The 14222-nt window shown below is 67.9% G+C and carries 12 protein-coding genes; 7 read left to right on the top strand and 5 right to left on the bottom strand.

The features are described 5' to 3' along the window. Positions 1-39 precede the first annotated feature (39 nt). Positions 40-810, top strand: a complete 771-nt coding sequence (tpiA, locus tag ACSQ8Y_RS13305) for a triose-phosphate isomerase (RefSeq protein WP_436266948.1) — start codon at positions 40-42, stop codon at positions 808-810. Positions 811-862: 52 nt separating this feature from the next. On the opposite strand, the gene ACSQ8Y_RS13300 is transcribed toward tpiA, so the two are convergent. Together ACSQ8Y_RS13300 and ACSQ8Y_RS13295 are read right to left on the bottom strand one after the other, a co-directional pair. Next, complete coding sequence (locus ACSQ8Y_RS13300; protein ID WP_436266947.1) at positions 863-1564, bottom strand: DsbA family protein; 702 nt, start codon at positions 1562-1564, stop codon at positions 863-865. 117 nt (positions 1565-1681) lie between these two features. Further along, positions 1682-2464, bottom strand: coding sequence for an IclR family transcriptional regulator domain-containing protein (locus ACSQ8Y_RS13295; protein WP_436266946.1), 783 nt, complete (start codon positions 2462-2464; stop codon positions 1682-1684). Positions 2465-2581: 117 nt separating this feature from the next. Between ACSQ8Y_RS13295 and ACSQ8Y_RS13290 the strand changes: the two genes are divergently transcribed. From ACSQ8Y_RS13290 to ACSQ8Y_RS13265, 6 genes are read left to right on the top strand one after another with little or no spacing between them, the layout of a single operon-like run. Next, the gene (locus tag ACSQ8Y_RS13290; protein WP_436266945.1) at positions 2582-3466 is read left to right on the top strand and encodes a 4-hydroxyphenylpyruvate dioxygenase; all 885 of its coding nucleotides are present in this window, start codon (positions 2582-2584) and stop codon (positions 3464-3466) included. Beyond that, complete coding sequence (locus tag ACSQ8Y_RS13285; RefSeq protein WP_436266944.1) at positions 3459-4304, top strand: shikimate dehydrogenase family protein; 846 nt, start codon at positions 3459-3461, stop codon at positions 4302-4304. The genes ACSQ8Y_RS13290 and ACSQ8Y_RS13285 overlap by 8 nt, the downstream gene beginning before the upstream one ends. Beyond that, positions 4301-5188 carry a sugar phosphate isomerase/epimerase family protein gene (locus ACSQ8Y_RS13280; protein ID WP_436266943.1) on the top strand — a complete coding sequence of 296 codons (888 nt, stop codon included), beginning with the start codon at positions 4301-4303 and terminating at the stop codon, positions 5186-5188. The genes ACSQ8Y_RS13285 and ACSQ8Y_RS13280 overlap by 4 nt, the downstream gene beginning before the upstream one ends. A 9-nt stretch (positions 5189-5197) precedes the next feature. Continuing rightward, positions 5198-5659, top strand: a complete 462-nt coding sequence (gene aroQ / locus ACSQ8Y_RS13275; protein ID WP_436266942.1) for a type II 3-dehydroquinate dehydratase — start codon at positions 5198-5200, stop codon at positions 5657-5659. A 37-nt stretch (positions 5660-5696) separates the two neighbouring features. Then, complete coding sequence (locus ACSQ8Y_RS13270; RefSeq protein ID WP_436266941.1) at positions 5697-6818, top strand: porin; 1122 nt, start codon at positions 5697-5699, stop codon at positions 6816-6818. A 45-nt stretch (positions 6819-6863) separates the two neighbouring features. After that, the gene (locus tag ACSQ8Y_RS13265) at positions 6864-8222 is read left to right on the top strand and encodes an MFS transporter (protein ID WP_436266940.1); all 1359 of its coding nucleotides are present in this window, start codon (positions 6864-6866) and stop codon (positions 8220-8222) included. Positions 8223-8234: 12 nt separating this feature from the next. On the opposite strand, the gene ACSQ8Y_RS13260 is transcribed toward ACSQ8Y_RS13265, so the two are convergent. Genes ACSQ8Y_RS13260 through ACSQ8Y_RS13250 form a run of 3 tightly spaced genes read right to left on the bottom strand, consistent with a single transcriptional unit; the run spans position 8235 to position 14112 of the window. Continuing rightward, entirely contained in the window at positions 8235-9917 is a 1683-nt protein-coding gene (locus ACSQ8Y_RS13260; RefSeq protein WP_436266939.1) for a TolC family protein, read from the bottom strand. Beyond that, a complete protein-coding gene (locus tag ACSQ8Y_RS13255) occupies positions 9917-13012 on the bottom strand; it encodes an efflux RND transporter permease subunit (RefSeq protein WP_436266938.1) in 3096 nt (1031 codons plus the stop codon). The genes ACSQ8Y_RS13260 and ACSQ8Y_RS13255 overlap by 1 nt, the downstream gene beginning before the upstream one ends. Further along, positions 13009-14112, bottom strand: a complete 1104-nt coding sequence (locus tag ACSQ8Y_RS13250) for an efflux RND transporter periplasmic adaptor subunit (RefSeq protein ID WP_436266937.1) — start codon at positions 14110-14112, stop codon at positions 13009-13011. Before ACSQ8Y_RS13250 ends, ACSQ8Y_RS13255 begins: the two co-directional genes overlap by 4 nt. Positions 14113-14222: the final 110 nt, after the last annotated feature.

Genomic DNA, 14222 nt, shown 5'->3' with positions numbered 1-14222 from the left:
GGGCACTTCCGGCGCCGCGAGCCCTGAAAGGAGGAACACTTGGAACAGACACGTCGCCCACTTATTGTAGGCAACTGGAAGATGCATGGCAGCCTGGCGGACAATGCCGCCTGGTTTGCGCATTACCTGGAGGATGGGCCATCGGCCGCTGCGCCTGTTGCGGTGGAGGCTGCCCTGTGCGTGCCCGCCGTCTATCTCGAGCAGTGCCGGCGCGCGCTCGCGGGCGGTACGCTGGCGTGGGGTGCGCAGGATGTGTCGGCCCACCCGGCAGGGCCGCGCACGGGCGAGATTGCAGCGTCAATGTTGGCCGAACTTGGCTGCCGCTTCGTCATTGTCGGCCATTCCGAGCGTCGCATGGCGCATGGCGAGAACGATGCCGAGGTGGCGCGCAAGGTTGTCGCTGCCTTGGGCGCGGGCCTGAGCCCTATCATCTGTCTGGGGGAAACGCTGGCGGAGCGCGTCGCGGAGACGACGGCTGCGGTGATTGAGCGCCAGTTGTCGGCCGTGCTGGAGGCGGTCGACGAGGCGGAGCTGACGCGCATAGTGCTGGCCTACGAGCCGGTCTGGTCGATCGGCACCGGCCGCGCCGCCACGCCGCAGATGGCACAGCAGGCGCATGCGGATCTGCGTGCCGCTCTCGCACGCCGCGCGCCGCGCGCAGCCGGCGCGGTGCGCATCTTGTACGGCGGCAGCATGAATGCCGCCAACGCCGGCGCGCTGCTGGCCATGCCGGATGTCGATGGCGGCCTGATCGGCAGCGCCGCGCTCAAGGTGCAGGATTTCCTGGCGATAGTGTGCGCGGCGGCATAGAAAAATCCGTTCTGGCCGGCCGGTCTCTACCCTTCTGGTGGAATAGGGAATGTCAGTTCGTGCAGCCGTCTATAGCGCACACCGGATTGCCGGAGGCCGTTCCGGTGTTCGAAGTAGCTGACGCCAGCCGGCGGAGATGCCCGCTCCATTCGTCAACGCGGCCCAGCCAGCGGTTGAGATCGATGCGCTCGAGCGTGCCGTCGCCGCGCTCCAGCGCAATGGTCGGGAAACCCTGCCCGTTGCAGCGCTCCAGCCATTGGCGGCTGTCGGTGAAATGCCGGTCGGTTGCCGGCCCGGCAAGGCGCGCGTACGCCGCTGTGTAGCCGGCCGCGTCGAGGCCAAGTTCCTGCGCCAGCTCCGCCAGCACCGGCATGTCGGCGATGCGCCGGCCTTCCGCGTAGTGCGCGCTCTGGATCCGGTGCAGCATGTCCAGGCCACGCCCGGCCAGTTCCTCGGCGGCCAGGATGGCGGTGCTGGGCGGGGCCGAATCCATCACCGCGCTGGTGTCGCGCAGCAGGCCATCGAAATAGGCCGCGCCAAACGGCTGTCCGGTCAGCTGAGCGATGCGTTCGTCGTGCGGCATCACGTAGTCGCGCCATTGGGGCGTGACGGTGCGCCGGTTGGCGCCCGTCATCATGCCGCCGGCGTGGAAGGCCATGCGGAGGCCGGGGACGTTGCGCGCGGCCGAGATCAGGGGCGCGGCGGCGTAGCACCAGCCGCACAGCGGGTCGAAGATGTAGTGCAGAGTGTTCATGGCATTCCTTTGCGGGACGATGCATGAAGGATAGCGGCTTTCATTCGCACGATAAATGGCGCTGCTTGCAACATATTGTTTCTTGGATCGGATGAATGCCGGACGAATAAACGCGGCTCACACCCACAGCATCAAGGTATTGGCCGTGGCCTGCAACGCGGGCACGCAGCGCGCGCTGGCCTCCGCGCGCGACGAGCTGGCGATCATCATCGACACGCTCAGCGCGCCGATCAGGTTTCCGCGCCGGCTCTTCACCGGCACCGAAATTCCCCGGAACCCGATCTCGTACTGGTTCTCCGTCAGCGCGAAGCCGGATTCCCGTATCGCCAGCAACTCTTCGAACAGCTGCTGCTTGTCCGTCACGGTGAGGTGGGTGTAGGCCACCAGCTCCACGCGTTCCAGATAGGCGTGCAAAGCCTCGTCGGGCATGGCCGACAGCAGCACCCGTCCGGCGGTCGAGGCATAGGCGGGCAGGCGGGTGCCGGGCTCGAAGCCGGTGGTGAGCTGCCGGGGCGCGCTCACGCGGCTCACGTAGACCACATCGTCCCGCTCCAGCACCGAATAATTGGTCGACTCCTGCAGCTCCGACGTCAGCTTCTGCAGATACGGCACGATGGCGCGCGGCAGCCGGGCCGAGTCCAGGTAGGACCGTCCCAGCGTCAGCACCTTGGGCGTCAGCCAGAACACCTTGCCGTCGGTGGCCGCCATGCCGGTATGCAGCAGCGTCAGCAAATAGCGCCGCGCCGCGCTGCGGCTGATGCCCACTTTCCCGGCCAAGTCCGTGGCCGTGAGGCGCGCGGTGTCGTCATTGAAGGCCGTGATCACATTCATCCCGGTGACCAGGCCATCGATCAGGTCGCGCTCGGCGACCTTTACATCCAGCAGCTGCGGCTTTTTCATGATTTGTGCGCTAATCGCGCAGGTTGAGCGGTTGGCGCAGTATAGCCGGTTTTGACGGCTATTTTTGTGCGGACGCGCTTCCTATACTTGGCTCCACAGTGAACGCAGGAGACCACCATGATCGTCAAAGAGCAGTTGCCGGAACCGAATAACCCGCTCGGCATCGCCGGCATCGAATTCATCGAATACGCTACGTCCCAGCCGCTGGCCCTGGGCGCGCTGCTCGAGCAGATGGGCTTTGCCGCCACCGCGCGGCACCGTTCGCGCGAGGTGACGCTGTACCGCCAGGGCGGCATGAATGTGATCGTGAACGCCGACCCGCGCGCGCTGCCGCAGGGCGAAGAAGCGGCCCAGGCCACCGTCATCAGCGCCATCGCGCTGCGGGTGCGCGACGCCGACGCGGCCTACCGCCACGCCATCGCCATGGGCGCCTGGGCCATCCAGACCCGCGCCGGCGCAATGGAACTGAACATTCCAGGCGTGCATGGTGCCGGCGATTCCATCCTCTATTTCGTGGACCGCTACACCGACTTCTCCATCTACGACGTGGACTTCAAGCCCATCGTCCAGCCGCCGTCGCAGCCGCCAGCCGTCGCCGGCCTGCATTTCTTCGGCGTCGTGCAAGCCATCGGCCAGGGCCGCAGCGCGGAGTGGGTGGACTTCTACCAGCAGCTGATGGACTTCCGCGCACTGCCGGAAGGCCGCTACTTCGGCGTGGTGCAAAAGGGCACGCTGCTGGAAAGCCCGTGCCACAGCTTTTACCTGCAACTGGTGGAGCCGCCGGCCGGCGCCGGCGGCCTGCAATGGGAGGAACAGCTGATCCGCGTCGGCCTGGGCGCGCCGGACGTGCTGGGCGCCGTGCGCGAACTGCAGCGGCGCGGCATCGTCTTTGTCGACCGCGCGCCGACGGGGCCGAGCGAGAAGGGCGCCATCACGCAGCTCTATCGCGGCGGCGTGAGTTTCGAACTGGTGGCCAGCCACGCGGGAGAGCGCCATGCTTGAGATTACCGGCACCACGCGCATCTTCCCCGTGATCGGCTGGCCGGTCGAGCAGGTGAAAGCGCCCACGCTGTTCAACGCCTACTTCCAGCGCCACGGCATCGACGCGCGCGTGATCCCGCTGAAGGTGCCGCCGGAAGGCTATATCGCGGCAGTGCGCCTGCTGATGGGCATAGCGAACGTGGGCGGCATCTTCGTCTCCATTCCGCATAAGCCCATGAGCGTGGACGCGGTCGACGTGGCCACCAGCCGCGCCCGGCTTGCGGGCTCCTGCAACGCCATCTACAAGGATGCGGGCGGCGCCATCCGTGGCGACCTGATAGACGGCGAGGGCTTTGTGCGCGCCTTCGACCGCACGCTGGCGGGCGCCGCGTTCGACTGGGCCGGCGCGCGCGCCCTGGTGGTGGGTAGCGGCGGCGTCGGCTGCGCGGTGGCCGAGGCGCTGGCCGCGCGCGGCATCGGCGAAGTGGCCATTTTCGACACGCGGCCGGAGCAGGCAGCCGCGCTGCGCGCCCGCTTGCAACAGGCCTTCCCGGCCTGCCGCGTGGTGGAAGGGGTACCGCAGGCGGAGGGATATCAACTGGTGGTCAACTGCACCCCGCTGGGCATGCACTGGGATGACCCCCTGCCGGTCGATCTGCGCGGCGTGTCGCCGTCCTGCGTGGTGGCCGACTGCGGCATGAAGGTGGAGATGAGCAAGCTGCTGCTGGAAGCGCAGATGCGCGGCTGCCGCATCCAGAAGGGCAAGGAGATGCTGATCGAACAGGCGCCGCTGTACCTGGCGCTGTTCGGCTGGCCCGGCGTGAACTCGGACGCGTTCCGCGCATTGGAGGCGCTATGAATCTGGCCAACTTCGGCATGGACAGCATCACGCTGGCCGGCCCGCTCGAAGCCAAGCTGCGCGCCTCGAAGGCGGCGGGATTTTCGCAGTTGATGCTGTGGGCCAAAGACCTGGCCGGGCATCCGGGCGGCATAGACGAAGCGGTGCGCGTGGTGCGCGCCAGCGGCGTGCGCGTGACCGGCATCCAGGTGATGCGCGACTACGAGGGCCTGCACGGCGCGCTGCACGATTACAAGCTCGATATCGCCAGGCAGATGCTGCTGGTATGCCGCGCCGTGGGTGCGCCGCTGCTGATGGTGTGCTCCAGCACCTCCAGCCACGCCAGCGGCGACATGGACGGGATAGCGCGCGACCTGGCCAAACTGGCCACGCTGGCGGTGCCACTGGGCGTGCGCGTCGGCTACGAGGCGCTGTCCTGGGGCCGCCACGTGAACCAGTACCAGCAATCGTGGGAAGCGGTGGAGCGCGCGGGCCACGCCAACCTGGGCGTGGTGCTGGACTCTTTCCACATGCTGGCCAACGATGCCGATTGCACCGAACTGGACGACATCCCCGCGCACAAGATCGCGCTGGTGCAGCTGTCGGACTATATGTGGCGCGAACTGCGCAGCGCGGAGGAAAGGCTGGAAACGGCGCGCCACCTGCGCGTGTTCCCGGGCGAGGGCAGCCATGCCAAGGAGCTGGCGGCAATGCTGCGCCAGCTGGACCGCAACGGCTACCGGGGCGACTACAGCTTTGAAGTCTTCAACGACGACTACCTGCAGTTCCCGCCCGAAGTGGTGGCGCAGCGCGCCTACCGCTCGGCCAAATGGGTGACCGACCAGGTGCTGCGCCGCAGCCTGACGGTGCTGCAAGCGACGGCCGGCCATCCGGCCATGGCCTAGGGAGGGCACATGCCACATCCAACCATCCTGGTGCTGAACGGCCCCAACCTCAACCTGCTGGGCAGCCGCGAGCCCGGCGTGTACGGCGCCCGCACGCTGGCCGACGTGGAACGGCTGTGCCGCGACGCCTGCGAAGCGCACGGCTGCGTGCTGGACTTCCGGCAGTCCAACCACGAAGGCGTACTGATCGACGCCATCCACGAGGCGGGCGCGGCACAGGCGGCGGGCACCCTGGCGGGCGCGGTCATCAACGCCGGCGCCTATACCCACACCTCGCTGGCGCTGCACGACGCCATCAAGGGCGCGCAGTTGCGCGCGGTGGAGCTGCACATTTCGAATGTCCATGCGCGGGAAGCATTCCGACATCACTCCCATATCTCGCCGGTGGCAGCCGGCGTGATAGCCGGCTTCGGCGTGGCGGGCTACACGCTGGCCATCACGGGCCTGGCCCTGTTGTTCCTTGCCGCCTGAGCGGCATACCTATAACCATAACGAAAATCGAGACATCATGAAACGAAAAATAACGGCAGCCTGCCTGCTGGCGGGGACGGCTGTCCCCGCGCTGTGCCAGACCGGGGTAACGCTGTACGGCACGCTCGACGAATACATCGGCACCATCCGCAGCAGCAGCGGAGCGCACATCACGGGGCTGAACGACGGCGCCATCCTGCGCAGCCGCCTCGGCGTGCGGGGCGGCGAGGATATCGGCGGCGGCTACCGCATCATCTACACGCTGGAGCAGGGCCTCTCCGCCGACAGCGGCGCCGCCGCGGACAGCAGCCGCTTGTTCGACCGCCAGGCCTGGCTGGGTATCGCCACGCCGGTGGGCGAGTTCCGCGCCGGACGGCAGAACACCCAGGCTTTCTACATCGGCGGCGCCATCGACTACACCGAACGCACCACCTTCGGTTCCATGTTCAACACCTACGGCGTGCCTTCGCGCTACGACAACGACCTGTCCTACAAGTCGCCGCGCATGGCGGGCGTACAGCTCGACCTGCACTACGCGCTGCCGGAAAACAGCGCCGGCGCGGACAACAAGGGCGTGTGGCAGCTGGCGCTGGACTACCAGAACGGCCCCTGGCGCGGCGGCTATGCGGGCGTGCTGGCCAGCCCGAACCGCGCCACCGCCACCGTGCGCGAGCGCATCGAGTACCACAACCTGTACCTGAACTATCAGTACGGGGCAGGGAAGATCTACCTGGCGGCGGCGCGCAGCAACAACTCCACCGCCAACGCGAACGGCCGCAACACGGGCGCCATCCTGAGCCTGGTGGGCAGCCCGAACAACTTCTTCGCGGGCAGCGACGCCAACGCGCGGCGCTACTACAACTTGTGGGAGCTGTCGGCCGACTACCGCGTCAGCCCCGCGCTGCGCGTGGGCGCCATGCTGGGCGGGGCCCACGACACCAGTGGCGGCGGCGCCGGCGCGCGCTCGGCCAACGTGGGCGGCTATTACGACCTGTCGCGCCGCACGCTGCTGTACGGCTTTGCCAGCGTGTTGAAAAACGACGCCAGCGCAGGTTTCCGCTTCAGCAGCTCGGCCGCGCCGTCCGCCAACCTGGCAGGCGCGAACGTGAACGGCAAGCGCCTGACCGGCCTGCAGCTGGGCATATTGCATCGCTTCTGAAGACCGGACGCGGCAACGAGACTACACTAACAAATGGAGGAAGACATGAGTACAGCAACCGCAAAACAAGGAACGCCCGCAGAGGCGGCGCACCAGGCAGCACAGGCCGCCGGCCCCAAGCGCTCGCCCCGCAAGGCCGCATTCGCCAGCTGGATCGGCAGCGCCGTCGAATACTACGACTTTTTCATCTACGGCACGGCGGCGGCGCTCGTGTTCGGTAAAGTCTTCTTTCCCGCCTTCGATGCCGCGGTGGCCACGGTGGCTGCCTTCGCCACCTTCGGCGTCGCCTACGTCACGCGGCCGCTGGGCGCGGTATTGCTGGGCCATATCGGCGACAAATACGGCCGCAAGAAGGTACTCACCTTCACGCTGCTGCTGATGGGCGTGTCCACGTTCGCGGTGGGCCTGCTGCCCACGTACGGCCAGGTTGGCATCGCCGCGCCGGTGATGCTGGTGGTACTGCGCATGCTGCAAGGGGTATCGGCGGCCGGCGAGCAGGCGGGCGCCAACTCCATGACGCTGGAGCATGCGCCTGCGCACCGGCGCGCCTTCTTCACCAGCTTTACCTTGAGCGGCACGCAGGCCGGCCTGGTCCTCGCGACGCTGGTGTTCCTGCCGATAGCCGCCTTGCCGGAAGAGGACATGCTGTCCTGGGGCTGGCGCATTCCCTTCCTGTTAAGCGCCGTGGTGGTGGCGGTTGGTTTCTGGGTTCGCCGCACCCTGCCCGAGACGCCGGCGTTCAAGGAGGAGGCGGCCGTCGCGGGCAGGGCCGAACGCATGCCCATCATGGAATTGTTCAGCGGCCACAAGGCCAACCTGGTGCGCGTGATCTTCGCCGCGCTGGTCTCGGTCATCAGCACCATCTTCAGCGTGTTCACGCTGTCGTATGCGATCAACACCATGCACATTCCGCGTGCCACGATGCTGACGGTGCTGATTCTGGCCAACCTGCTTGCACTCGGCGCCATTCCGCTGTTCGCCGCGCTGTCCGACCGGGTGGGCCGCAAGCCCGTGTTCATCTTCGGTACCCTGGGCGCGGCGCTGTTGATGTGGCCCTACCTGTGGGCCATCTCGACGGCCAACGTGCCGCTGATTTTCACATTCGGCCTGCTGCTGTCCGGCGTGGTGTATTCGGCTGCGAACGGCGTATGGCCCGCACTGTACGGTGAAATGTTCGACACCCGGGTGCGCTTGTCCGGCATGGCGATCGGCACGCAGATAGGCTTTGCGCTCGGCGGTTTCGCGCCGACCATCAGCGCCGCCATACTGGGGCAGGGAGAAATGGGCTGGGTTCCGGTGGCGGCATTTGTCACCATCACCAGCGTCATCTCGGCGATCTCGGTGGCCACCGCAAAAGAAACCTACCGCACGCCGATGCACGAACTGGGCGCCATTGAGCGGTAGGGGCCACAGCGCTTAGGGCTGGCTGGCCGCCCAGCCTCCGCCCAGCGCCTTGTACAAGGCAATCCGGTTCTGCGTTTCAGCCAGGCCGGTGCGGATGCTTTGCTGCCGGGCGGCGAAGAGCGAGCGCTGCGCGTCCAGGTATTCCAGGTAGCTGGCCTGTCCGCCCTCGTAGCGCAGCCTGGCCAAGTCATGGCGAACCTGTTCCGCATTTTCCTGCGCCCGCGCCGCGCGCAATTCCTCGGCCAGCGTGGCGCGGCCGGCCAGCGCGTCGGCCACCTCGCGGAACGCCACCTGTATGGCCTTGTCGTACTGCGCCACGGCGATGTCGCGGTCGGCCTGCGCCACGCCCAGGTTGGCGCGGTTGCGGCCGCCGTCGAAGATAGGCAGCGAGATCTGCGGCAGGAAACTCCAGGCGCGGGTACCCGAACCAAACAAGCCGGACAGCTCATCGCTCGCCGTACCGAAAGCGCCTGTCAGCGCGATGCGCGGGAAGAAGGCGGCACGCGCCGCACCGATGTTGGCGTTGGACGCGCGCAGCAGCGCTTCCTGCCGCCGAATATCGGGCCGGGCCGTCAGCAGGCCGGAAGGTAAACCGGCTGGCAGCTCGGCCATGGCGTCGCGGGTGCGCTGCGCGGCCGGTTCCATGCCTTGCCCGGCTGGCGCACCGGCCGCCGCCGACGCTGCAAGCGGCGCGGCCAGCGAAGGCCGGGCCTCCGATGGCATGGCCGGCGGCGCTGACACCGCCGTCGCCGGCACCGGGCCGGCTGGCGGCGCCACGGCCGCCAGCGCGCCGGTCGACAGCAACCCGGCCGGCAGCGCCTCGGCCGGCAATTCGCGGCCGACCAGCACCGCCAGCGCATTCCTGTCCAGCGCGCGCTGGCGGATCGCCTGTTGCAGCGCGATGTTGGCTGCCTCCAGCAGCGATTCCGACTGGCGCAGGTCGAATTCGGAGCTGGCTCCCTGCTCGCGCAGCTGGACCTGGCGCCGGTGCGACTCTGTTCTGCTGGCCAGGGTCTGCCCGCTCAGCGCGAGCAGGCGCACGTCCGCTGCCAGCGCTTCGTAGATGGCGGCCACCTCCGCCACCAGGCTGATTTGCGCGCTGCGCCTGGCCTCCTCGGTGGCCAGGAAACGCTCCAGTGCGGCCTCGCTCAAGTTGCGGACGCGGCCGAACAGGTCCAGTTCGAACGCGGTCACGCCCAGGCCGCTGCTAAAGCTGCTGGACACGCCGCCACGGCCGCCCGGCGCCACCTGGTCCGGCACCCGTTGGCGGGCGCCGGACAGGCCGGCATTGACGGTTGGCAGCCGGTCGGACGCCTGGACCTGGTATAGCGAGCGGGCACGCTCGATGTTCAGGATGGCCACGCGCAGGTCGCGGTTGTGTTCCAGCGCCAGGCCGATGGCTTGCTTGAGCCGCTCGTCCCGGAAGAAGTCCTGCCAGCGGATATCGTGCGCGGCCGTCGCGCCGGCAGCCGCGACGCCAGCGGCATCAGCGGCACCAGCGGCACGAGCAGCACCAGCGGCATCAGCAGCACCGGCATCACCGGCGGCACTGGCAGTGGCGGCCGGGTAGACCGCCGCAGGCCATCCATCGGCGACCGGCAGCGCCGGGCGTTCGTAGACCGGGGCCAGCGAGCAGGCCGACAGCAGCAGCGCTGCCAGTGCCGACGGCACGGTTTTGAGTGGCGTGAGGGCCATTACGCGGCTTCCTTTTCAATGTGGTGGACAGCTTCCGCCGCCGCTGTGTGCTTGCTCACTTTGAACCACAGCGAATACAGCGCAGGCAGGAACAGCAGCGTAAGCAGGGTGCCGACGCCGACGCCGCCGATCAGCACGTAGGCCAGCGGGCCCCAGAAGCTCGAATGCGTCAACGGGATGAAGGCCAGCATGGCCGCCACGGCGGTCAGGATGACGGGACGCGCGCGGCGCACCGTCGATTCCACCACCGCTTCATACTGGCTCAGGCCCGCGTCCAGGTCGTGCCGGATCTGGTCCACCAGGATCAGCGTGTTGCGCATCAGGATGCCGGCCAGGCCGATCAGGCCGAGGATGGCGTTGAAGCCGAAGGGCTGGTGGAACAGCAGCAGCGTGGGCACTGCACCCACCAGGCCCAGAGGCGCGGTGGCGAACACCATCCACATGGTGGCGAAGGAACGCACCTGGAACATGATCACCACCAGCATCAGGATGATCATCAACGGGAACAGCTTGGCCAGCGCCACGTCGGCCTTGGCACTTTCCTCCACGGCGCCGCCGGTGTCGATGCGGTAGCCGGCCGGCAGCGCGGCTTTCAGCGCCGCCAGTTTGGGCAGGATGGCCTTGGTCACTTCCGGCGGCTGGGTGCCGTCGCGCACATCGCCCTGCACCGCGATATAAGGCTCGCGGTCGTAGCGCTTGAGCACAGCGTGCTCCATGCGCGTTTCCATGCGGCCCACTTGCGACAGCGGCACGGTGGCGCCGGTGGCGGTGGTCAAGGTCAGGTTGCCGATGTCCTTCAGGCCGGTGCGCTCGTCGCGCGGACTGCGCACCAGCACTTCCACCGAGCGCAAGCCTTCGCGCACCTGGGTCGACGGCACGCCGTTGAGCAGCGCCTGCAACTGGCTGGCGGCGTCGCGCGGCGTGAGGCCGACCTGGCTAAGGCGCTCCTGGTCCAGCGCGAAATGCAGCGTGGGCGTAAGGTTGCCCCAGTCCAGGTGCACGTCGCGCATATCCGGGTTGGCCTCCATCACGGTGCGCACTTGCCCGGCTATCTCGCGGATCTGGTCCAGGTCGGGGCCGACCACGCGGAACAGCACGGGGAAGGGCACGGCGGGGCCGAACAGGAACTGCGTGACGCGCACGCGCGCCTGCGGGAAGCGGCCGTCGGCCACCATCTTGCGGATCTTCGCCTTCAGGGCGTCGCGCTGGTGCGCGTTCTCGGTCAGCACGATGATCTGGCCATAGGCAGGATTCGGCAGCTCCGGGTTCACCGACAGGAAGAAACGGGGCGTGCCCTGGCCGACATAGCTCGATACGGTCTTGGCTTCCGGCTCCAGGCGCACGGCCGTTTCGACGTTGCGCACCACGGCGTCGGTGGCGCTGAAGGCGCTGCCCGGCGGCAGGTTGATTTCGATGGTCAATTCAGGGCGCTCGGAGTTCGGGAAGAACTGCTTCTGCACCGCGCCCATGCCCAGCACGGCCAGCGCGAACAGGCCGATGGTGACACCGGCGGCCAGCCATTTGTGGTCCACGCACCAGCGCACCAGGGAGCGCATGCGCTGGTAGTTCGGCGTGCTGTAGATGGCGTCGTGGCCGCCGGTCTGGACCGGGATATTGGGCAGCAGCTTCACGCCCATGTAGGGGATGAACAGCACCGCCACGAACCAGGAGGCGATCAGCGCGAAGGCCACCACCCAGAAGATGTTGCCGGCGTATTCGCCTGCCGTCGAGCGCGCGAAGCCGACCGGCAGGAAGCCGATGATGGTCAGCAGGGTGCCCGACAGCATGGGCGCGGCGGTGGCGCCCCAGGCGTAGGTGGCGGCGGCCACGCGGCTCAGGCCTTCCTCCATCTTCACCACCATCATCTCGATGGCGATGATGGCGTCGTCCACCAGCAGGCCGAGCGAGAGGATCAGCGCGCCCAGCGTCACGCGGTCGAAGTCGCGGCCGGTGGCCAGCATGACGACGAACACCACGGCCAGCGTCAGCGGCACGGCAGCGGCCACGACGATGCCGACGCGGAAGCCCAGCGTGAGCAGGCTGACCACGATCACCACCGCCAGCGCGACCACGAACTTGACCATGAACTCGTCGATCGAGCCCTTGATCGCCTGCGACTGGTCGGTCACCCGTTCCAGCGCGATCCCGGTCGGCAGCTGCGCGCCGATGGCAGCCTGCGCGGCGCCGAGGTCCTCGCCGAGTTTCAGGCCGTTGTAGCCTTTCTCCATCACCACGCCCAGCATCAGCGACGCTTCGCCCTGGGTGCGGATGGCGAAGGTGGCCGGATCTTCGTAGCCGCGCCTCACGTCGGCCACGTCGCCCAGCTTGAGCGTGCGCTCGCCTGCGGCGACCGGGATGGCCTTGACCGTGTCCACGCTGTCGATGGCACCGTCCAGGCGCAGCTGCACACGCGGGCCGCTGGTTTCAATGAAGCCGGCCGAGGTCACATTGTTTTGCTTGGCCAGCGCATCGATGATGGCCTGGGCCTTGATGCCCAGCGTGGCCAGGCGCTGGTGCGAGATCTCGACGAAAATCTTTTGCTGCTGCTCGCCCAGGATGTTCACCTTTTGCACGCCGGGCACGCGCAGCAACTGCTGGCGCATGTCCTCGGCGCGCAGCACCAGTTGCCGGTGCGGCAGCTGCTTGCCGGTCAGGGCAAACAGCGAGAAGTAGATGTCCGAGAATTCGTCGTTGATGATGGGCCCGGTCACGCCGCGCGGCAGGTTCAGCGCCTCGTCGCCCAGCTTCTTGCGTGCCTGGTAGAACTGCTCCGGCACCGAGGCGGGCACGGTGTCGTCGCGCAGGTAGAGTTTCATGGTGATCATGCCGGGGCGGGCTGCGCTGTCCACCCGGTCGTAGGATGGCAGCTCCTGCAGGCGTTTTTCCAGGCGGTCGCCAACCTGCTGCTGCATTTCCTCGGCGGTGGCGCCGGGCCAGACGGCGGCGATGGTCATCACTTTGACCACGTAGCTGGGGTCTTCCGCGCGTCCCAGGCGGAAGAAGGCGAAGGTGCCGGCGGCCACGATGGCGATGATCAGGAACAGTGTGATGGCGCGCTCGCGCACGCCGAAGGCGGACAGGTTCAGGCCGCTCATGACCCGCTCCCCGGTTTCATTGCCGCCAGCAGTTCCACTTTCTGGCCGGCTTTCAGCAGGTGGCCGCCGAACGCCACCACGCGCTCGCCCGGCGCCAGGCCCTGCGACAGGCGCGCCTGCTCCTCGCCCAGTTGCGCCACCTTGACGGCGCGCAGGCTGACGGTGGAAGTCTTGCCGTCGATGACCCAGACACCGGTGCCCTTGCCCTGGTCCACCAGCGCGCTCACCGGCACGCCGACTTGCGCGGTGGCCGCGCCGTCCAGCTTCACGGTCACGGTGGCGCCCAGCGGCGCCTGGCCGGCGGCGCCGCCCAGCGTGTAGCGCGCCAGGTAGGTGCGGGTCTGCGGGTCGGCCACGGCGGCCAGTTCGCGCAGCGTGGCCGGGAAGGACACGCCCGCTTCGCTGTACAGCGAGGCGGCTGCTGGCCGCCTGGCCAAGGCCAGCGCATTCTCCGGCAAGTACACCTGGGCTTCGCGCGCGCCCTGGCGCGCCAGCTTGACCACGGTCTGCCCGGCCGCGACTACCTGGCCGGCGTCCACTGGCACTTCCAGCACCACGCCGTCCATGTCGGCCAGCAGCACGGCATAGTCGCGCTGGTGGGCGGTTTGGCGGGCACGGGCGCTTTCGGCCCGGGCCTGGGCGATGGCGCTGTCGGCCGCCGCCTTGGCCTGTTCGTGGGCCTGGGTGGACACCGCGCCGAAGGCAAGCAGCTTGCGCAGGCGGGCCTCTTCGGCCACGGCCTGCACCTGGCGCGCCTGGGCCGCTTCCACCGCCGCCTGGGCGGCGCCGCTGGCCAGGTCGTAGTCGGACGGGTCGATGCGTAGCAGCGGCTGGCCTTTGCGCACCGCCTGGCCGGGATCGACCAGGCGCTCGACGATCTTGCCCGCTACCCGGAAGCCCAGGTTGCTCTCGGTACGGGCGTGGACCACGCCGGTGAACGCGGCCTGGTCCGCCGCGGCGGCGCCGGCGGTGAACCAGGCGACTTTGGCCAGCGGCACCGGCGGCGGGGCGGGATTGCTGCAGGCGGCCAGGCTCAGCAGCAGCGCGGGGACTATGGTGCCGCGGTGGAGCAGGGGGACGGGGAAGGGGATAGCTTTCATGAAGCGCCTCGATGTGGTGAATTTAGCGTATAGTAAAACTCTAAATTTAGATTACATCGATACGCTAAAATGCGCAAGCAGTATTTGAGGCATTCTTTTTAGCGTATAAT

The organism is Pseudoduganella sp. LjRoot289 (assembly GCF_964252925.1).
Classification (GTDB): Bacteria; Pseudomonadota; Gammaproteobacteria; order Burkholderiales; family Burkholderiaceae_D; genus Rugamonas.
This window is presented reverse-complemented; position numbering and strand designations above follow the sequence as displayed.